Genomic DNA, 21,440 nt, shown 5'->3' on the forward strand with positions numbered 1-21,440 from the left:
AAAAAAACCGGCTCAAGGCCGGTTTTTTTATGCCAATACCTTATAGCGCGATATCTGCAACTTCTTTCACTTCTATCGGCTTCGAAGGCGTCTGCACAGCAGGTACCGGGTCGGCTTCACGCGCAATCTCATGATGCAGCCCCAAAATTTCACTGGTGTAGGCCAGCGTTTTGTCGATCAAATGCGGATTCTCGGTCAGGGTCGAACCGTAGGTTGGCACCACGGCGCGAATTTTCTCCTGCCACTCGGCGGTCTGCATTTTCTCTTTAAACACTTTTTCCAACAGATCCAGCATAATCGGTGCCGCCGTTGACGCTCCTGGAGACGCACCCAGCAGCGCGGCGACGGTACCTTCATCATCGCTCACCACTTCGGTACCCAGACGCAGGACGCCGCCAATACGCGCATCGCGTTTGATTATCTGCACGCGCTGACCCGCCTGCCACAAACGCCAGTCCTGCTTTTTCGCCATCGGATAGTAGGCACGCAGCGCCGCATGGCGATCTTTATCTTTTTGCAGCACCTGACTGACCAGATATTTGACCAGATCAAAGTTATCCAGCCCGACGTTCAGCATCGGCAGGATGTTAGATTTATTGGTGGAAGCCAACAGATCCCACAGCGAACCATTTTTCAGGAAGCGCGTTGAGAAGGTCGCAAACGGCCCAAACAGCACAACACGTTTCCCATCAATAATGCGGGTATCGATGTGCGGTACCGACATCGGCGGCGCGCCCACGGAAGCCTGGCCGTAGACTTTTGCGAGGTGATGATTCACCACTTCAGGGTTGTCGCACACGAGGAATTGACCGCCCACCGGGAAGCCCGCGTACTCTTTTGCCTGCGGGATTTTAGTCTGCTGCATCAGTTTAAGCGCCGCACCGCCAGCACCAATAAAGATGAATTTGGCTTTAATTGTCCGCTTGGCATGGCTGTTATTGGCATCAGAAACCGTGACGCTCCAACTATTGTCCGCATTGCGGCGGAAACGGCGAACCACGGTATTGAGCTGTAGCGTGAAGTTGTCATGTTTCTTGAGCGCGTTAATCATCTGGCGGGTGATTTCGCCATAGTTAACGTCGGTACCGGCTTCAGTACGGGTCGCAGCGATTTTCTGCTGCGGGTCGCGCCCTTCCATCACCAGCGGCGCCCACTGTTGAATCTGCTCGTGATCTTCTGAGTAACGCATACCGTTAAACAACGGGCTTTTCTGCAACGCACGATAACGAGCGCGCAGGAAGTTAACGTTGTCATCACCCCACACAAAGCTCATGTGCGGCACGGTGTTGATAAAGCTCTTCGGCTGCGTCAATACTCCACGCGTCACTTGGTGCGCCCAGAACTGACGGGAGATCTGGAATGCTTCGTTAATATCAATGGCTTTGTCGATGCTGACAGAGCCGTCAGCTTTTTGCGGGGTATAGTTGAGTTCCATTAGCGCCGAGTGCCCGGTTCCGGCGTTATTCCAGCCGTTAGAGCTTTCTTCCGCAACGCTCTCCATCTGCTCAACCATGGTAATCGACCAGTCTGGCTCCAGCTCCTGCAGCCATGTACCCAGCGTGGCGCTCATAATGCCGCCACCGATCAGCAATACATCCGTCTCGTGCACCGCACGAGTCTTCGCCTTATTCGCCACAGAAACCTTTTCGGTACCCGATTTCTGCACATTGGGTACAGCTCTATTTTTTTTCATCGTAGGGGGCCTTACTTGACTTGCGATATGTTACATGCAGGTAAAAACATCCGTACGGTTACGTTACCACCAGGCTGGGTAAATTTAAATATTGTTTAAAATTTAAGTTGAGTTTTGAGATCTGTTATTAAAATGTTTAATAAATGTGTACAGAAAATGAGATTTGGTACTGGTAGAGTGTGACGGGAAGCGGTATTATTCTCCCCTTTGTGATGCTACGCACGGATGCTATGGCTTATAGAAAACCGGCCATCGATAACCTGCGAATAACCTATGTCAAACACCCCCTATTCCGCTGTCGGCTCCTCATTTGCCATTTTAAAATCCCCCACGCTGTTGACGCGTGAAGTGCTGGCAGGTGTCATTACCGCACTGGCGCTGATCCCAGAGGTCATCTCATTTTCGGTGATTGCAGGCGTAGACCCGAAAGTCAGCCTGATTGCTTCCGTAGTGCTATGTCTGTCGATGTCTTTTCTCGGCGGTCGTCCGGCCATGGTCACCGCAGCTGCCGGTTCAGTGGCGCTGGTTATCGGTCCGATGGTGCACCAGCACGGAGTTGAGTACATTCTGCCCGCCGTGATCATGGCGGGGTTGATTCAGATTGTGTTTGCCCTGTGCGGCATGGCAAAACTGATGCGCTTTATCCCGGCCTCGGTGATGAGTGGTTTCGTAAACGCGCTGGGCATTCTTATCTTTTTCGCCCAAGTTCCTCATTTCTGGAGCCGTAGCCCGCTTATCGTCGCGCTCTTTGCCGCCACTATTTTGATTGTGCTGTGGCTACCGAAGGTCACCAAAAGCGTCCCTTCTCCGCTGGTCGCTGTGGTGCTATTAACGCTCTACGTCGCATTGAGTGGGCAAATTCTGCCTACCGTCGGTGACGAAGGCTCAATGTCCGGTGGATTACCTGGTTTTACCCAGTGGCTGGTGCCGTTTAACCTCGATACGCTGCAAATTATCTGGCCATGTGCGCTGAGCATCGCCTTTGTCGGACTGATGGAGTCACTGCTCACCGCCAAACTGGTGGACGATTTAACCCACACGCCATCAAACAAAACCCGCGAAAGCGCCGGGCTTGGCGTCGCCAATATTCTGGCGGGTTGCTATGGCGGCATCGCCGGCTGCGCGATGATTGGTCAAACCATCGTTAACGTTGAGATGGGCAAAGGACGTAGCCGCATTTCCACCATTGCCGCTGCGCTGGTGCTGCTGGTGCTGGTCACTGCGTTAAGCGAAGTAATGGCGATGATCCCAATGTCGGTACTGGCGGGAATTATGGTGATTGTGGCGTTTAAAACCTTTAGCTGGCAGAGCCTCCAGCCCGCAGCGCTCAAGCGTACGCCGTGGCCGGAAACCTTGGTGATGCTGGTCACCGTCGCCGCGACGGTCAGCAGCGGCAACTTAGCCATTGGCGTACTGGCCGGTATTGTGATGATGGTAGTCATCCCCGCGCGAATTAAACTGCGGGCAAAGCTTAAAGCAGAAACAGCGTCGCCAGCCCAAGAAAAATAAAGAAGCCACCGGTGTCGGTGATAGCGGTGATCATCACGCTCGAACCGACCGCCGGGTCGCGGCCAAATTTAACCATGATCATTGGGATCAGCACGCCCATCACCGAAGCCACCAACAGGTTTAGGATCATCGCCAGCGACATAACTGCGCCTAGCGCCATGTCGTCATACAAAAGCCAAGTGATACCACCCATAATGCCGCCCCAGACGATGCCGTTAATCAGCGCCACGCCCATTTCACGCAGGATCAAAAACGAGAAGTTGCCCGGTTGGATGTGCTGTAACGCGAGCGCACGCACAATCATGGTGATGGTCTGGTTACCGGTATTACCGCCGATCCCGGCAACGATAGGCATCAGCGATGCCAGCGCCACCAGCTGCGAGATGGTGTGCTCAAAGCCGTCAATCACGCGCGAGGCGATAAACGCGGTGCAGAGGTTAATCGCCAGCCACGCCCAGCGGGTTTTCACCGCTTTCAGCACCGGCGCATAAACATCTTCGTCGCTGCTCAGGCCCCCCATACGACGTAAATCGCTATCGGTCTCTTCGTAGACCACATCAACGATCTCATCGATGGTTAAACGCCCCATCAGCTTGCCTTGGGTATCAATCACCGCGGCGCTGATCAGGTTGTCACGTTCAAAGGTACGCGCGACGCTTTCTGATTTTTCATCCGGGTGGAAGGCCACCGGATCTGCCTCCATTACCTCTTGAACAAGCTTGTCGGCCGGATTGAGCAGAATCGTTTTCAGTTCCAGTTCACCAATCAGCGTTTGATCCCGCTTGATAACAAACAGCTTATCGGTGTTCTCCGGCATTTTGCCTAACCGACGGAGGAAGCGCTGTACCGAGGCCAGGGTGACGTCCGGCCGAATGGTGATCACTTCAAACTCCATGATCGAACCGACGCGGTCGTGCGCGTAATTCATCACCTGCCGTACGCGAGCACGTTCTTCAGGCGTCATCGAGGCCAGCAGGCGCCCGGTTAGGTCACGCGGCAGGTGCTGAACGAGGTAAATCTGTTCGTCAATATCCAGCGTTTGCAGTGCATCGAGCAACGCCCGGTCGCTCATATCTTCGATGAGGTCGTCCCAGACGTTCTCCGATGCTTCCAGCAACACTTTCCCGCGGCGATCGTCTTCGATCATGTTCCACAGGGCATGACGTTCTTCTGACGGCAGCGCTTCTAAAGTATCTGCAAGATCCGGCGGCTGAAGGTGCGCGACCAGCGTGCCTACTTCCGCCAGATCATCGGCCAGCGTGCTTTCATCATACTGCTCGGCGAGCGTTAATTTACCCAACAGCGCGGAAGTAATGGCCTTATCGGTGGTCAGCAACCAGATAAGGCGCATACGCTCTTCATCACGCAAGCGGGCGCTGTTCTTCTTCAACAGAGACATGAATAATCCTTATTCGGGAAGGTTCGCCCAATCGAATGAGTGGGCGCTCTAAGCATAGCGCGGGGTGATGTAAAAATAATTAAACGGGCCGCTCAAGCGTTGAAAAAAACAGCAGAGCGGCCAAAAAAATCATGCAGTTCGGGCAACTGCATCCCTCGAAGCACGTTCACGCTCTTCGCCCACCAGCTCGCTGAGCTGTCCGTTACGCATCTCCAGCAGCCTATCGGCATGGACAAAGTAGTGATCGTCATGGCTGATGGCAAAGATGGTTTTGCCCATTTGCTGCATCAGCGGCAGCAGCACCTGATAAAACTCGCGGCGGAAGTGGGGGTCTTGGTCGGCGGCCCATTCATCCAACATGATGATGTCGCGCTCTTCCGCCAGCGCCAGCAGCAGTGCCACGCGTTTTTTCTGCCCTTTCGAGAGCTTCAGGTCCAGAATACGGCCGTTATCGAGTTTGACCTTGTGAGTCATCTGCAACTGAGTCAGCCATTTATCAACCAACTGAGGGTCCGCCTGTTGACCATCCGGTCCCAGTAAATGTTCAAATAACCAGACATCGGTAAACACCGCCGAGAACAGCTTGCGGTAATCTTCTGGCTTTTCCGCGGCCAGCGGCTGACCATCAAGGAGAATTTGTCCGGAAACCGGTTGATACAACCCGGTCAGCAGCATTGCCAGTGTGGATTTACCGCTGCCGTTTCCACCAATCAGGAACACCAGCTCACCGCGTTTCAGCGTCAGATTCAGCGGGCCTACGGCGAAGGTATTATCTTCGTAGTGGAAGCTCACATCGCGCAGCTCAAGCGTCTGCCAGTTCGGGTGCGCCACCGGCTGCGGGAATGCTTCTTGGAACGGCGCCAACGAGAATTTATTCAGCTTGTTGAACGCCACCTGCGCGCTCAGTAGCGTAGGCAGAGCGCCAACGGCCGACAGCAGCGGCGTGCGCAGGAAAAGTAGCGTCAGTGAATAGGTGGCGGCGACGTTGGTATCTGCCCATCCCATGCCGTTAGCCATCCAGAATACCAGTCCAATGGCGCCCAGCATCATAATGTTCGACCAGTTGACCGCACTGAGGTGGAACGTATCCGCGCGTACGATATGGTGACGATAGGCTTTGGCATCCGGCGTAAACTGCTGCTCGAATACGTATTCCGCACGTTCACGGTTCAACGTGAGTTCTTTACGCCCTTCCAGCACCGTTTGGTAGTCGTTGTATAGGCGGTCTTCGGTTTCACGCAGAGTAGCCATATGCTTATAGACACGCGCCACCAGCATAAAGCCACCCCAGATAGTCAACGCCATCCACAGTGCGGTAATCAACAGCATTTTGGTCGACAGCAAGGCCAGATAAGCGGCAGAGCCAAAGGTCAGAATGATCCCCTGCACCAACTCCGGCAGGCGTACAAAGGCAATGGTAATCGCTCTGATATCGCTGGTCAGCCCCGCCAGCAGTGAAGCGCTACCGAGCTTTTCGACGCGCTCAACCTGAGTGTCGAGAATGCGTTTGATAAATTCACGGCGCAGGCGATAAACAAAGTGGTGCCCCAGCGTCGTCAGCGCCAGCTGAGAGCCGAGCGTCACCGCCATCAGCAACAGCAGCAGGCCAAGGAATTCCGGCAATACGGCGAAATTGGTATCTACCGTTTCAATCAGACGGACGTTGATAAAGGCGATAAGTCCGATACCCAGCGCCGCGCTGAGCAGGCTCAGCGCCATCACGCCAATAAAAGGCCAGCGGTATTGACGCCAGACGAGTAAGAGAAGTTCCATAGCAGCAACCAGGCAAGAAAAAACAGCCAGCAGTGTAAACTGCTGAGAGGTTACATCAAGAATAATTCTTATTTTTATTCGTTATCAGGTCGCACAACGAAAGGTCAGATTATAGCGCCAGGGGCCAACCTGCGGATGGTTACCCGCCTTCAGTGGTAAAACGGCATGATAAAAGAGCCGCGATGCGCCGCCCCATACCACGACATCGCCGTGTTCAAGCCATACCCGCTGCAGCGGATCGGTGCGTTTCAGGCCGCCAAACTGGAAGGTGGCGGGCAATCCGAGTGAGACTGAAACAATAGGTGCTTCCAGCCGCGCCTCATCTTTATCCTGATGCAGCGATAGCTTCGCTCCCGGCTGATAGCGGTTTATCAGGCAGGCATCGGGCTGAAATGCCGGGTATCCGGCGCGGGCAGCCGCAGCCTGCGCGAGCTTGCAAAAAACATCCGGCATCGCGGGCCATGGCTTTGCGGTCAGCGGGTCCACGGGCGAGTAACAGTAACCGCGATGGTCAGTACTCCAGCCGAGTGGGCCGCAGTTGGTCATCGCCACCGACATCGTATAGCCCCCCGGCGTCACCATCTGGCGAAAGGGCGAGAGTGTCGCCACCTGTTCAATAGCGACCAGCAGCTCGGCACTTTGCTCACGCGCTAGGCGGCGAAGGATCACCGCACCAGGCGCCAGCGGCTCTGACCACGGGGTTTCATCGGCAAATAGGTCGAGCATTATCGCGCCTTCTCGCGTTGCAACAATGCCGCCTTACGCGCCACGCCCCAGCGGTAGCCAGAAAGCGCGCCATCCCCTCTCACCACCCGGTGGCAAGGTACCAGAATAGCCAAACGATTTGCTGCACAGGCGCTGGCGACCGCACGCACGGCTTTCGGCTTGCCGATGCTTTGTGCCACTTGCTGATAGCTGCGCGTTTCTCCCGCCGGGATAGCGCGTAAAGCATGCCACACCTGCTGTTGGAATGCGGTCCCACGAATATCTAAAGGCAATGATAACGTAGACGAAGGTTGATTGAGGCTGGCGACGACATCGGCAATCTGCTGGTTAAAGGCGCTCTCCGCCAGCCTAAATTCTGCTGCCGGGAAGCTGCGCTGTAATTCGTCTACCAGTGCTTCTTCATTATCTCCAAGCAATACCGCACAAACGCCGCGTTCACTTATCGCCACCAAGCAGCGCCCCAGTGAGCACTCACCTGTCGCATAGTGTATTTGCGTCGCCTTCCCGCCCTGCCGATAGGTTTTCGCCTGCATTCCGAGCATTTCATCGGCATGTCGATAGTAGCTACTGCTGGTCGGGAATCCCGCCGCCAGCACCGCCTGAGTGACGGATTCTCCTTCACTTAACGACTCACGCAATCGGCGTGCTCGCCACGCCTGCTGCCAGGCTTTCGGTGTCATGCCGGTGACTGATTTAAACATACGGTGAAAATGATAAGGGCTGACAGCGACCGCGAGAGCGAGCGCATCAAGAGTCACCGGCGCTTCCTGCTCCAGCAATCGGCAAGCATAGGCGACTTTGTCGATTTTCTGCTGCTCGGGGGCAAGCGCATCGGGCTGGCAACGTTTGCACGGGCGAAAGCCTGCGGCCTCTGCTGCGTTCGTATCGGGATAAAAACGGACGTTTTGTCGCAGCGCATGACGCGCGCGACAGGATGGACGGCAAAAAATGCCGGTGGTTTGGACGGCAAAGACAAATTGACCGTCGGCGCTGGCGTCGCGATTAAGCACCGCTTGCCAGCGATCTTCATCGGTAAGTAACGTATGAGATGTCATAACAGGCTCCTCCCTTTAGTGTAACCATCACTGTGCCCAAAGGGAGGAATTAAAAAACCCGCAATCTTGCTTTTTAATTTTTCCCGCCGACTAGGAAGGCCTGAAACTGGGGCGACATCCACGTTTTAAACCCGTCACCTTCTTTCATAATCATATACACCGCCAGCCCCTGTTCGCGCACAACCTGCTGAGCTTTTTGCGGGCCTAATACCATCAGACCGGTATCCCAACCGTCGGCTTCCAGAGCGGTTGGCGCAATCACGGTGACCGAAACCAGTTTATGGTTGATAGGCCGTCCGGTTTGCGGGTCGATAACGTGCGAGATCCGCTGACCATCCAACTCATAGTAGTTGCGATAGCTGCCGGATGTACTGATACCGTGACCGTTGATATCAACCATGGCCTGCACCGCATTTTCTCGGTCCGTTGGTTTCTGGATAGCCACTCGCCACGGCTGACCGTCAGCATTCAGACCACGGCTGACCAACGCGCCGCCAACCGAAACCAGATAGCGGGAGATCCCTTCTTCGATCATCAACTGCGCCAGATGATCGGCGGCATATCCCTCACCGACGGTAGAAAGATCAACATACAGGTCGGGGATCGATTTTTGCAGATACTGTCTGCCTGCACGGTTGATAACCGAGAGGAACGCCAGCCCGGTTCGCGCTTTGGCGGCATCAATTTGCGCCTCGGTCGGTGTTTTGACCGGCTGCTTATCTGGGCCGAACCCCCACAGATTCACCAGCGGGCCGACGGTTATATCCATCGCCCCTTGGGTTTTATAGCCGATACGCAGCGACTCGGTGACGATATCTGCCATCGCTTCGCTGACCGGCCACGGGGTCATGCTATTTGAATGATTAAATCGCATCAGCGCTGAATCATTTTTCCAGGTCGATAGGAGCTGATCGTCACCATCGAGCAGTTTTTGCACCTTTTGGCGTAACTCATCGGCCCGCGCGTTATCGATACCAACAACGCTAACCCGCCAGAAAGTCCCCATCGTTTTGCCTTCCAGCACAGTTGCTGTCGCTTTTGGCGCAACCGGGGTGCTGGCGTTATCACAGCCCGTCACTAATAGAACGACGCTTATCAGCGCCACACGTAAAAAAGTCATTTCCATCCGTTATTACCCTCCTGCAATCGGCGCAAGAGTACACTAATTGATTAAATTTCGGCACAAAAAAAGGGGCCATTTGGCCCCTTTGTTCGGTATTAACAGTATTAGAACTGGTAAACCATACCCAGTGCAACGATGTTATCGGTAGAGATACCAGCTGCCTGAGTGAAGTCGTTTTTGTCCAGCAGGTTGATTTTGTAATCAACGTAGGTAGACATGTTTTTGTTGAAGTAGTAAGTCGCGCCTACATCAACATATTTCAGCAGGTCCTGGTCACCGTAGTTGCCGCCAGCTACACCGTTGTCGATGTTTTTGCCTTTAGACTGCAGGTAAGCGATGGATGGACGCAGACCGAAGTCGAACTGGTACTGTGCAACCACTTCGAAGTTCTGAGCTTTGTCAGCATAACCGTAAACGCCCGCGTTTGGTGAACCACCGAAACGAGTTGCGTTGTAAGTCTGGGTGTACTGAGCGGCCAGGTAGATGTTGTTTGCGTCGTATTTCACGCCACCAGAATAGGTTTCAGCACGATCGCCGTTACCGTAGATTTCGCTGGTGCCAGTGGTTACGCCTGCATCATCTTTGATTGCGAAGGAGCTGTTGTTCTGATCGGTAGTACGTTTGGAGGAGGAAATTGCACCACCAACGCTGAAGCCAGCACCGATATCATAAGTGATGGAACCGCCGAAGCCGTCACCGTTCTGTTTCAGAGCCTGACGACCGTTAGCCGTTGCGCCTTCACCAGATACGCTGCCGTTTTTACCCTGATACTGCAGAGCAAAGTTCAGACCGTCAACCAGACCGAAGAAGTCGGTGTTACGGTAGGTTGCAACGCCGTTAGCACGGGATTGCATGAAGTTGTCAGAACCGTAAGTGTCGCCGCCGAATTCTGGCAGAACGTCGGTCCAAGAAGTTACGTCGTAAACAACGCCGTAGTTACGACCGTAGTCGAAAGAACCTGCGTCAGCAACACGGATACCTGCGAAGCCTACACGAGTCCACGCCTGGTCAGCAGAACCTTCGGTGTTGTTAGCTTGGATGTTGTATTCCCACTGGCCGTAACCGGTCAGCTGGTCGTTAACCTGAGTTTCGCCTTTGAAGCCCAGACGAACGTAAGACTGGTCACCGTCATCGCCGTTGTTGCTGGAGAAATAGTGCAGGCCGTCGACTTTACCGTACAGATCTAATTTGTTGCCATCTTTTTTCTAAATTTCAGCCGCATTTGCTGCGCCCGCTACCAGCAGTGCTGGTACCAGGAGGGACAGTACTTTAACTTTCATGTTATTAACCCTCTGTTGTTATATATATGCCTTTATATATGCCACTGCTTACTGATTAACCCTCATTAATCAGTCGGCAGACCCATTGTGCTGTAAAAATTAGAATAATCCAATAGGAATATGATACGAAAAGCCCATAAGTGTTTCATTTATACGTACAAATGTTTCAAAATGTAATTTTGAGGGAACTTTTATAAGCACAAAATGCGAGGGAAAATAGCACTAATAATCAAAAGATAAAAAAATAAAATATACAAATCAATACGTTAAAAAACATATTGTGTATAGCACTGAATGACAAAACAAAACCTTCACCCATAACTAAAATAGTCAGTGCTATCATCATTAACTTTATTTATTACCGTCATTCAGTTCTGAATGTCTGTTTACCCCTATTTCAACCGGATGCTCTGCATCCGGTTTTTTTTACCTTTCTTTACGCAAACTTAATCAAGTTATGCTACCCATCACAAATTATAACGACTATTAATTAATCGCTTTGCATGTAAAATAAATTGTCTGTTCATTTCGAAATAATAATGTCTTGTTATTTCGTGCTATTTTTAAATTGCATTCGGTAAATTTTTGTACAATATATGTTTCATTGTACAAATTCCCGGCGATTTCAATTTCCCACCATGAGCTATAATGAAAGCGCGTTTCAATTTTCGCCCCCAGTGCACCGACTCCTGATGAATTCGTCGCACGGATGCATCTTGTTGGATTTTTTGTATATACTGCCAGCAGAGCAAAACAGGGTTTTACGCCTCAACGCACTATACGCTTGAGCATATCCTCATTCAGATGCCGTTATGATGGATTACACACGCCAATGAGTCAGTCCGACAAGATAAACCCGACGAAATTCACCCTCCTTCCTGGGAGCATCACGCGCTTTTTCCTTCTTATGATTGTCGTGCTCCTCGTCACCATGGGAGTGATGATTCAAAGCGCGGTCAACGCGTGGCTCAAAGATAAGAGCTATCAGATTGTCGATTTGACGCACGCTGTCCATAAGCGTATCGATACTTGGCGCTACACCACCTGGCAGATTTACGACAATATCGCCGCATCGAGCAGCAATGCCACGCCGATTGAAGGTCTACAGGAAACCCGCTTAAAGCAAGACGTCTATTATCTGGAGAAGCCCCGTCGTAAAACGGAAGCACTGATTTTTGGCTCTCACGATAGCGCAACTCTGGATATTACCCAGCGTATGTCAACCTATCTGGATACGTTGTGGGGTGCGGAAAACGTACCGTGGTCGATGTACTATCTCAATGGGCAAGATAACAGCCTGATCCTGATTTCTACGCTGCCGCTAAAAGATCTCTCCTCGGGGTTCAAAGATTCTACCGTCGGCAACATCGTCGACTCTCGTCGGGCAGAAATGCTTCAGCAGGCGAACACGTTGGATGAGCGCGAAACATTATCCTCATTGCGCCGTTTGGCATGGCAAAACGGCCGCTACTTTACGCTGCGGACCACTTTTAACCAGCCAGGCCACCTCGCAACCGTTGTTGCCTTTGATCTGCCGATAAACGATCTGGTTCCACCGACCATGTCGCTGGATAGCTTTCGCCTTGAGCCAGACCCGGCACAAGCCTCTGCGCGTGGTCAGGAAAAGGATCAAAGCGACAGCGTAGCAATTAATTTTAATAGCTCGCGCATTGAGATTGCCTCCGCACTCAACACCACCGGCATGCGTTTAGTGTGGCAAGTTCCATTTGGCACCCTGCTGCTGGATACTTTCCAAAACATCATGCTGCCGCTGCTGCTGAATATCGGCCTGTTGGCGTTGGCGCTATTCGGCTATTCCACTTTCCGTAACCTGCCAACCCGCCGTAGCTCAAATACGTCGCCGAGCACAGGCACCAATAACGAACTGCGCGTATTGCGGGTGCTGAACGAAGAGATCGTTTCCTTATTACCGCTTGGGTTATTGGTTCATGACCAAGAGTCGAATCGCACCATTATTAGTAATAAAATCGCTGACCATCTGTTGCCACATCTGAACCTGCAAAACATCACCAGTATGGCGGACCAGCATCAGGGGGTGATTCAGGCCACCATCAATAATGAGCTGTATGAAATACGTCAGTTCCGCAGCCAGGTTTCGCCGCGCACGCAGATCTTTATTATCCGCGACCAGGACCGTGAAGTGCTGGTGAATAAAAAACTCAAGCAGGCTCAGCGCCTATATGAGAAAAACCAGCAGGGTCGCGCGGCCTTTATGCAGAATATTAGCGACACGCTGAAGCAGCCGATTAAAGCGCTGGCCGCCGAAGCGACGGCTATCGACGTCTCTGAGAGCCAGAAACTGGCTAATCATGCCGACCTGCTGGTGCGGTTGGTGGATGAGATTCAGCTCGCCAATATGCTGGAAAATGACAGCTGGAAAGGCACATCCAGCCAGTTCTCCCTGCAGGAGCTGATCGATGAAGTGGTTCCAGAGGTGCTGCCATCGATTAAGCGTAAGGGCCTGCAGTTACTGATTAATAATTCACTACCGGCGAAAGAGCTGCGCTTTGGCGACCGCGATGCGCTGCGGCGCATTCTGCTGCTGCTCATTCAGTATGCCGTCACCACCACTCAGGTAGGCAAAGTTACTATCGAGGTGAACGCCGATGAGTCAGCGGAAGATCGTTTAACCTTCCGTATCCTCGATACCGGCAACGGCGTTTCGCATGGCGAAGTAGATAATCTGCACTTCCCGTACCTGAATGATACCCAGTCGGACAGCTACGGTAAGGCCAACGCCCTTACCTTCTGGCTCTGCGATCAGCTCGCGCGTAAGCTCGGGGGGCACCTGAGCATTAAGGCGCGGGAGTCACTGGGAACGCGCTATACGCTGCACGTAAAAATGGCGGTGCGTGAGGAAAATGTCGAACAGGAAGAACAGCTGCTGGATGACGTTGTCGCGATGATCGACATCACCTCCAATGAAATCCGTCACATTGTGACCCGCCAGCTCGAAAGCTGGGGAGCCACCTGCATCAGCCCGGATGAGCGCGCAACAAGTCAAGAATATGATCTGTTTTTAACAGATAATCCGTCTAATCTTACTGCTTCTGGCTTGCTTTTAAGCGATGATGAGGCTGGGATACGCAAAATTGGCCCGGGCCAGCTTCGCGTAAACTTTAACATGAGTAATGCAATGCAGGACGCCGTACTGCAACTTATTGAAGAGCAGCTGGCACAGGAAGAAGTGACGCAATCACCGCCAGGAAGCGATGAAAATGCTGAACTTCAGGCTAGCGGCTATTATGCTCTGTTTGTTGATACGGTACCGGAAGATGTTAGCAGACTGTATACTGAATCTGCGGCGAAGGATTTTGCCGCTCTGGCACAGACAGCTCACCGCCTAAAAGGGGTGTTTGCCATGCTAAATCTGGTACCTGGCAAGCAATTATGTGAAACGCTCGAACATCTTATTCGTGAGAAAGATGCTTCCGGCATAGAAAAATACATCAGCGACATTGACGCCTACGTCAAGAGCTTGCTGTAGCAAGGTAGCCTTTACATGAACAATATGAACGTAATTATTGCTGATGACCATCCGATTGTGCTGTTCGGGATCCGTAAGTCTCTTGAACAGATTGAATGGGTGAACGTTGTTGGCGAATTTGAAGACTCCACTGCGCTAATTAACAATTTACCGAAACTAGATGCCCACGTACTGATTACTGACCTCTCCATGCCTGGAGACAAATACGGTGACGGTATTACGCTTATCAAATACATCAAACGCCACTTCCCGGACCTGTCAATTATCGTATTGACCATGAACAACAACCCGGCAATTCTCAGCGCCGTGTTAGATCTCGATATCGAAGGGATTGTGCTAAAACAGGGTGCGCCGACCGACCTGCCAAAAGCGCTCGCTGCGCTGCAAAAAGGCAAGAAGTTTACCCCGGAAAGCGTCTCTCGCCTGCTGGAGAAAATCAGCGCTGGCGGCTACGGCGACAAGCGTTTGTCACCAAAAGAGAGCGAAGTATTGCGTCTGTTTGCTGAAGGGTTCTTGGTGACCGAAATTGCTCGCAAGCTAAACCGCAGTATCAAAACCATCAGTAGCCAGAAGAAATCGGCGATGATGAAGCTGGGGGTTGAGAACGATATCGCCCTGCTGAACTACCTCTCATCCGTTACGCTCTCCCCGTCAGATAAAGACTAAGCTCTTTACCCAGCCGCGCTGAGATATTGTCAGCGCTGGCACTCTAGCCGGATGGCGGCGTAAACGCTTTATCCGGCCTACAGGCGATGAACGCCTATTGTAGGCCTGATAAGCGCAACGCCATCAAGCAGTTTCGTCATTCCCGTGTTTTACGCACTCTCGCAGCATAGACCGTCAGCGTCTGTTTCAGCACGTCCAGCGTCACCGGTTTTGACAGACAGCTATCCATTCCCGATTCAAGACAACGTTGTTTCTCTTCCGCTAGGGCGTTAGCCGTGACACCAACAACCGGCAACGTCAGCCCTAACTGGCGAATACGCTGGGTCAGGCGATAGCCATCCATATTCGGCATGTTGACGTCGCTTAGCACGATATCGATATGATTTTTGCTCAGCACGTTTAACGCATCGACGCCATCGTTGGCGGTTTTGCACTGATATCCCAACGATCCCAACTGATCGGCCAGCAAACGGCGGTTGATAGGATGATCGTCAACGACAAGGATCATCATGTCATCATTGCTATCTTCCGGCTGCTCGTGCGGTGCTTGCAGCTCTGCGGCTTCACCGGTCTCCATTTTCACGCGATAAATTCGACCCAACAGGGTCATCAATTCGTGCGGTGAAACGGTACTGTGCACCCATTGACCTGGAGAATGCTCCTGAGGAATACCAATATGACGACGGCAGAATAGCACCGCGGCGCGCCCTGCCCACGGCTGGGTTATCTCATGATCGGTAATCAACAGATCGTCCGGCTCCGGCGTTTCGCCTTCATACAGGCGCACGTCCATCCCGTGATAGGTCAACAGCGTCTGAATAAACGCAGACAACGCCACGTTACGCACGGCTAACCAACAGCGTACTGCCGCCAGCCCGCCTATCATCAGCGGCGTTTGTTCTTGTTCACCGTACAGCGGAATACGCAGCGTAAACTGGCTCCCCATACCCGGCTCAGTGTCCACCGCAATGTCACCGTCCATCATATTGACCAGCTTTTCACAAATCGCCAGTCCAAGACCGGTGCCTTGGAAGTTGCGCTGCACGCCGGTTCCAACCTGGAAGAAAGGATCAAACAAGCGCACCACTTCTTTCGCCGGAATACCGACGCCTGTGTCGCGAATGCTAATGCTGAGGTAATACCCTTCGCGTTTGAGATGGAAAATAATGCAGCCAATATCGGTAAACTTGATGGCATTACTCAACAGATTGGAGATAACCTGCTGCAAACGCATAGGATCGCCCATCAGTTTCGCCGGCACATCTGGCTCAATAAAGCAGTACAGCCCCAGCTGTTTTCTCACCACCAACGGTAAATAGTTGGCCGTGATATGATTCATCACCTCTTTAGGCGAAAACTCGCGCGGCTCAATCTTGAGCTGTTCAGACTCAATTTTTGAGAAGTCCAGAATGTCGCTGATAATCTTCAGCAGCAGCGCCGATGAGTTGTTCATGGCAGTCACCAGACGGTCAACGCCCTTTGGCAACTCTTTGGTTTGCAACAAGTCGAGGTTACCAATGATCCCGTACAGCGGCGTGCGCAGTTCATGGCTGACCGTCGCCAAGAACATGGATTTCGACTGGCTAGCCTGCTCCGCCGCCTGCGCCATTTCCTGCAGCGACTCTTCCATTTTGACGCGCGAACTGACGTCAACCAGCACGCAAATCGCCACGTTTTCGTTGCGATAACGCGAATGGACAAAGCTAATCTGCAGGTTGGTATTGTTGCTGGTCAACACATCAACGAAGTTCACCTGCTGACCGCAGATAATCTGCGTCAGTCGCTGCCGGTCTTCGTGAGTCAACATATTCAGATAATTGTGCGCTAACTCGTTACTCAAGATATTGGTACCGTCTTGGGTCCTGAGAATGCAGATCCCTACCGGGGCGGAAGCAACAATTTTGCGGTTAAACTGCTCATGCTCTTCCAGACGCAACGCATCCGATTCGGCGGGCAGGAAGATACGGCGCTCATACATACGCGCCATGGTAAATAACGCAATCCCGGTTAACAGGTTCAGCAGCAACGCATTCAGCACCAGAATGCGAATGCGCTCCAGCACAACATCCAGCGGCACCGAATAGACAATATTGAGAGACGAAGGCGAAAGGGTCTTCTTCAGCACCAGCTCACGATAACCCGAGGTATAGCCAAACCACAGGCGTTCCTGAAGCGCGCGCGTAGTCAGACGCAGTTTATTATCGGGACCGGAGAGCGAAATCAACGTATTGCCGTTGTCGTCCAGAATGGAAACCCCCATCGGCATACTGCCTGGGGTAAAGAAGTTTTCCACACGAATGGTCTGTTCAACGCCGAGCAGCGCCTGCAGGCGGTTAGCCAAATACACCGGCGTCAACGCATAGAAATACCCCACGCTGTGACGCGGACCTTCGCCAACCCAGAACAAGTTGCCGCCACGTTCATCCTGCGGAGCATCGTGGTAGGCGGTAATACGCTCGTGCAGCGCTTTGAGCGCTTCGCCACGTTCGACCGGCATTTCACGCAGGCCAAAGTTGGCCATGCAAAGATTATCACTGCCGATTAAAAAGACGCGGTTGAGATCGTAGGAAGAGGAGAAATTCTCTCGCCAGTAACGTAGAAACCATGACAGCGATTCCAGCGGGCCACGCCAAGTCGTATCAAGGCTGCCGCAGTCGGAATCCGGAAACAGTGGCTCAAAATCGGGGATATCGGCGCTATCTTTTGCCAAACCAGTTGGCAGGGTACCGTTGGCCGCCGTCAGCCGATTTTCCGCAATATACTTCAGATCCTTAATGACATCGGAGGTTCGCTGGAAATATCGCTGTGCTTGGTCGGAGCTAAGGTTAAACTCTTGGCGAATTTCCGACTCTTTCTGATGCAGGGCATTCACAATATAGAATCCCGAAATCAGCGCGATAAGCAGCCAAAGCAGCAATGCCATCGCCCGGAACATGTAGCGGGAAACTTTCAGCGTGGTGCGGAAGGAAACAAGATATTTCAAAGTGGCGAAACTCCGCCGTCAAAGGCTAACAGGATGTGGTTAAGGTAGCGGGAAAAGCCCGTTACCGCAATCAGAGAGTCGCCCGACCGGACTACCGACCATCGGGATAAAAAAAGAGCCGGCATTCACCGGCTCTTTTATCTGACGTAGGCTAACGAATTACTCGTCTGCGTCTTCCGCGATATCGTCATCGCTTTCCGCTTCCGGCGCGATTTCATCATCGCCTTCCGCTACGCTACCATCGATAGCATCCAGCTCTTCGTCATCGACCGGTTCAGCAACGCGTTGCAGACCCACTACGTTTTCATCTTCCGCAGTACGGATGAGGATAACGCCTTGGGTGTTACGCCCCACCACGCTGACTTCCGAAACGCGTGTACGCACCAGCGTGCCCGCATCGGTGATCATCATGATCTGGTCGCAATCATCAACCTGCACTGCGCCAACAACGGAACCGTTACGCTCGGTGACTTTGATAGAGATAACGCCCTGCGTTGCACGAGACTTGGTTGGATACTCTGCCGCAGCGGTACGTTTACCGTAGCCGTTTTGCGTCACGGTCAGGATTGCGCCTTCACCGCGTGGAATAATCAGAGAAACGACTTTGTCTTCACCCGCAAGCTTGATGCCACGTACGCCGGTCGCGGTACGACCCATTGCACGAACGGCATCTTCTTTAAAGCGAACCACTTTACCCGCAGCAGAGAACAGCATCGCTTCGTCAGAACCGGACGTCAGGTCAACGCCAATCAGCTCATCGCCTTCGTTGAGGTTCACCGCGATAATCCCGGCAGAACGCGGACGGCTGAACTCGGTCAGCGCAGTTTTCTTCACGGTACCGCTAGCGGTTGCCATGAAGACGTTAACGCCCTCTTCGTACTCACGTACTGGCAGGATGGCAGTAATACGTTCGTTCGCTTCCAGCGGCAACAGGTTGACGATTGGACGCCCACGCGCACCACGGCTCGCTTCCGGCAACTGATAAACCTTCATCCAGTACAGACGACCACGGCTGGAGAACAGCAAAATGGTGTCGTGGGTGTTGGCCACCAGCAGGCGGTCGATAAAATCTTCTTCTTTAATACGGGCTGCTGATTTGCCTTTACCGCCACGACGCTGTGCTTCGTAATCGGTCAGCGGTTGATATTTGACGTAACCCTGGTGAGACAAGGTGACAACAACATCTTCCTGGCTAATCAGATCTTCGATATTAATATCGGCGCTGTTCGCAGTGATTTCGGTACGACGTGCGTCGCCGAACTGTTCACGAACCAGTTCCAGCTCTTCACGGATAACTTCCATCAGGCGATCGGCACTGCCCAGAATGTGCAGCAGTTCGGCAATCTGTTCCAGCAGTTCTTTGTATTCGTCGAGCAGTTTTTCATGCTCAAGGCCGGTTAGTTTCTGCAAACGCAGATCCAGAATCGCCTGCGCCTGCTGTTCAGTCAGGTAGTACTGACCGTCGCGAACGCCGAATTCAGGTTCCAGCCACTCAGGACGTGCAGCGTCATCGCCCGCACGTTCCAGCATCGCAGCTACGGTACCCAGCTCCCATGAACGCGCAATCAGCCCGGCTTTCGCTTCCGAAGGCGTTGGAGCCTGACGAATAAGCTCGATGATTGGGTCGATGTTTGCCAGCGCAATAGCCAGTGCTTCAAGGATGTGCGCGCGATCGCGTGCTTTACGCAGCTCGAAGATAGTACGGCGAGTCACTACTTCACGGCGGTGGCGCACGAAAGCAGCAATAATATCTTTCAGGTTCATGATCTTCGGCTGGCCATGGTGCAGTGCAACCATGTTGATACCGAAGGAAACCTGCAGCTGAGTCTGGGAGTAGAGGTTGTTCAGAACCACTTCACCCACCGCGTCACGTTTCACTTCAATGACGATACGCATACCGTCTTTGTCAGATTCGTCACGCAGCGCGCTGATGCCTTCAACGCGTTTGTCTTTTACCAACTCGGCGATTTTCTCGATCAGGCGCGCTTTGTTCACCTGATACGGAATTTCGTGCACAATGATGGTTTCACGACCGGTTTTCGCATCCGCTTCCACTTCTGCGCGAGCGCGAATGTAAACTTTACCACGACCGGTACGATAGGCTTCTTCAATGCCACGGCGACCGTTGATGATAGCGGCAGTCGGGAAGTCTGGCCCCGGAATGTGCTCCATCAGCCCTTCAATGCTGATGTCTTCATCGTCGACGTAGGCCAGACAGCCGTTGATCACTTCCGTTAAGTTATGCGGCGGAATGTTGGTCGCCATACCTACGGCGATACCGGAAGAACCGTTCACCAGCAGGTTAGGAATTTTGGTCGGCATGACATCTGGAATGCGCTCGGTGCCGTCGTAGTTATCGACGAAATCGACCGTCTCTTTTTCCAGGTCAGCCATCAGCTCGTGGGCGATTTTCGACATACGGATTTCCGTATAACGCATCGCTGCAGCGGAGTCGCCATCGACAGAACCAAAGTTGCCCTGACCATCTACCAGCATGTAACGCAGTGAGAACGGCTGTGCCATACGGACGATAGTGTCATAAACGGCAGTATCACCATGCGGGTGATATTTACCGATGACGTCACCCACGACACGGGCTGATTTTTTATAGGCTTTGTTCCAGTCATTGCCCAATACGTTCATGGCGTAAAGTACGCGACGGTGTACCGGCTTAAGGCCATCTCGGACATCCGGCAGCGCACGGCCAACAATGACCGACATCGCATAATCCAGATAAGAGTTCTTTAACTCTTCCTCGATGTTGACCGGTGTAATTTCTCTCGCAAGGTCGCTCATCTAACCGCTATCCCTCTACTGTATTCCCGGATTCAAAGGTCGCAAATTATAACACATCCGCGTAAAGACAGGTAAACCCATTAGCACCTGCCTGACGCTTTATTCGCGCGTCGGTGCTGATATACTCGCAGCTAATAACGAAATAAGGAGCACGAACACCCATGAATGCCGAAAAAGCTGCGGTAGCGCACAACGTTGACCACGAAGAGATCGCCAAATTCGAGGCCGTCGCGTCACGCTGGTGGGATCTGGAAGGTGAATTCAAGCCGTTGCACCGTATTAACCCGCTGCGCTTAGGCTATATCGCCGAGCGATCCAACGGCCTGTTCGGTAAGAAAGTGCTCGATGTTGGCTGCGGTGGCGGCATTCTGGCGGAAAGTATGGCCCGTGAAGGGGCGACGGTGACCGGGCTGGACATGGGATTTGAGCCGCTGCAGGTCGCGAAGCTGCACTCGCTGGAAACCGGCATTCCGGTTGATTATGTCCAAGAGACCGTTGAAGAACATGCGATGAAGCATGCTCAGCAGTACGACGTGGTCACCTGCATGGAAATGCTGGAGCACGTTCCGGATCCGCAGTCGGTGGTCAAAGCCTGCGCGCAGTTGGTCAAACCCGGCGGACAGGTGTTCTTCTCAACCCTGAACCGCAACGGTAAATCTTGGCTGATGGCGGTGGTTGGCGCAGAGTACATCCTGCGCATGGTGCCAAAGGGCACTCACGACATTAAGAAATTCATCAAGCCGGCCGAACTACTGAGCTGGGTTGACCAGACCGTATTGAAAGAGCGCCACATGATTGGCCTGCACTACAACCCAATCACCAACAGCTTCAAGCTGGCACCGGGCGTAGATGTTAACTATATGCTGCACACCACGGCAAAAGCGGAATAAGTTGAAGCTTCCAGCGGTAACGCCTGATGGCGCTGCGCT

At 52.7% G+C, this 21,440-nt stretch carries 12 protein-coding genes and 1 pseudogene; 4 read left to right on the forward strand and 9 right to left on the reverse strand.

Annotated elements, in window-relative coordinates; translation table 11 throughout:
* Positions 1-40 precede the first annotated feature (40 nt).
* A complete protein-coding gene (gene mqo / locus AB4K05_RS10510) occupies positions 41-1,693 on the reverse strand; it encodes a malate dehydrogenase (quinone) (protein ID WP_368479926.1) in 1,653 nt (550 codons plus the stop codon).
* Positions 1,694-1,966: 273 nt separating this feature from the next.
* On the opposite strand from mqo, the gene AB4K05_RS10515 reads away from it, so the two are divergent.
* Positions 1,967-3,202, forward strand: coding sequence for a SulP family inorganic anion transporter (locus AB4K05_RS10515; RefSeq protein WP_368479927.1), 1,236 nt, complete (start codon positions 1,967-1,969; stop codon positions 3,200-3,202).
* On the opposite strand, the gene mgtE is transcribed toward AB4K05_RS10515, so the two are convergent.
* The 6 genes and pseudogenes from mgtE to AB4K05_RS10545 all read right to left on the reverse strand — a co-directional run bounded on the left by mgtE (position 3,165) and on the right by AB4K05_RS10545 (position 10,558).
* On the reverse strand, positions 3,165-4,601 hold the full coding sequence (gene mgtE / locus AB4K05_RS10520; protein WP_368479928.1) for a magnesium transporter: 1,437 nt from the start codon (positions 4,599-4,601) through the stop codon (positions 3,165-3,167). The genes AB4K05_RS10515 and mgtE overlap by 38 nt on opposite strands.
* Positions 4,602-4,730: 129 nt before the next feature.
* Positions 4,731-6,374 (reverse strand): multidrug ABC transporter permease/ATP-binding protein, encoded by a 1,644-nt coding sequence (locus AB4K05_RS10525; protein ID WP_368479929.1) that lies wholly within the window; start codon positions 6,372-6,374, stop codon positions 4,731-4,733.
* Between the two features lie 84 nt (positions 6,375-6,458).
* Positions 6,459-7,100 carry a DNA oxidative demethylase AlkB gene (alkB, locus tag AB4K05_RS10530; RefSeq protein WP_368479930.1) on the reverse strand — a complete coding sequence of 214 codons (642 nt, stop codon included), beginning with the start codon at positions 7,098-7,100 and terminating at the stop codon, positions 6,459-6,461.
* Entirely contained in the window at positions 7,100-8,155 is a 1,056-nt protein-coding gene (gene ada, locus AB4K05_RS10535; RefSeq protein ID WP_368479931.1) for a bifunctional DNA-binding transcriptional regulator/O6-methylguanine-DNA methyltransferase Ada, read from the reverse strand. Before ada ends, alkB begins: the two co-directional genes overlap by 1 nt.
* A 73-nt stretch (positions 8,156-8,228) precedes the next feature.
* Entirely contained in the window at positions 8,229-9,281 is a 1,053-nt protein-coding gene (gene apbE, locus AB4K05_RS10540; protein WP_368479932.1) for an FAD:protein FMN transferase ApbE, read from the reverse strand.
* 101 nt (positions 9,282-9,382) lie between these two features.
* A pseudogene (locus tag AB4K05_RS10545) lies at positions 9,383-10,558 on the reverse strand (porin OmpC).
* 832 nt (positions 10,559-11,390) lie between these two features.
* Here AB4K05_RS10545 and rcsD point away from each other — a divergent pair.
* On the forward strand, positions 11,391-14,066 hold the full coding sequence (rcsD, locus tag AB4K05_RS10550) for a phosphotransferase RcsD (RefSeq protein ID WP_368479933.1): 2,676 nt from the start codon (positions 11,391-11,393) through the stop codon (positions 14,064-14,066).
* Between the two features lie 15 nt (positions 14,067-14,081).
* A complete protein-coding gene (gene rcsB, locus AB4K05_RS10555; RefSeq protein WP_061284000.1) occupies positions 14,082-14,732 on the forward strand; it encodes a response regulator transcription factor RcsB in 651 nt (216 codons plus the stop codon).
* Positions 14,733-14,868: 136 nt separating this feature from the next.
* Here rcsB and rcsC read toward each other — a convergent pair whose 3' ends face one another.
* Both rcsC and gyrA read right to left on the reverse strand, forming a co-directional pair.
* Positions 14,869-17,715 carry a two-component system sensor histidine kinase RcsC gene (gene rcsC, locus AB4K05_RS10560; RefSeq protein ID WP_368479934.1) on the reverse strand — a complete coding sequence of 949 codons (2,847 nt, stop codon included), beginning with the start codon at positions 17,713-17,715 and terminating at the stop codon, positions 14,869-14,871.
* Positions 17,716-17,874: 159 nt separating this feature from the next.
* A complete protein-coding gene (gene gyrA / locus AB4K05_RS10565; RefSeq protein ID WP_368479935.1) occupies positions 17,875-20,511 on the reverse strand; it encodes a DNA topoisomerase (ATP-hydrolyzing) subunit A in 2,637 nt (878 codons plus the stop codon).
* A 161-nt stretch (positions 20,512-20,672) separates the two neighbouring features.
* On the opposite strand from gyrA, the gene ubiG reads away from it, so the two are divergent.
* Positions 20,673-21,401 carry a bifunctional 2-polyprenyl-6-hydroxyphenol methylase/3-demethylubiquinol 3-O-methyltransferase UbiG gene (gene ubiG, locus AB4K05_RS10570; RefSeq protein WP_368479936.1) on the forward strand — a complete coding sequence of 243 codons (729 nt, stop codon included), beginning with the start codon at positions 20,673-20,675 and terminating at the stop codon, positions 21,399-21,401.
* The last annotated feature ends 39 nt before the right edge of the window (positions 21,402-21,440 follow it).

Source organism: Kluyvera sp. STS39-E (genome assembly GCF_040932435.1).
GTDB lineage: Bacteria > Pseudomonadota > Gammaproteobacteria > Enterobacterales > Enterobacteriaceae > Kluyvera.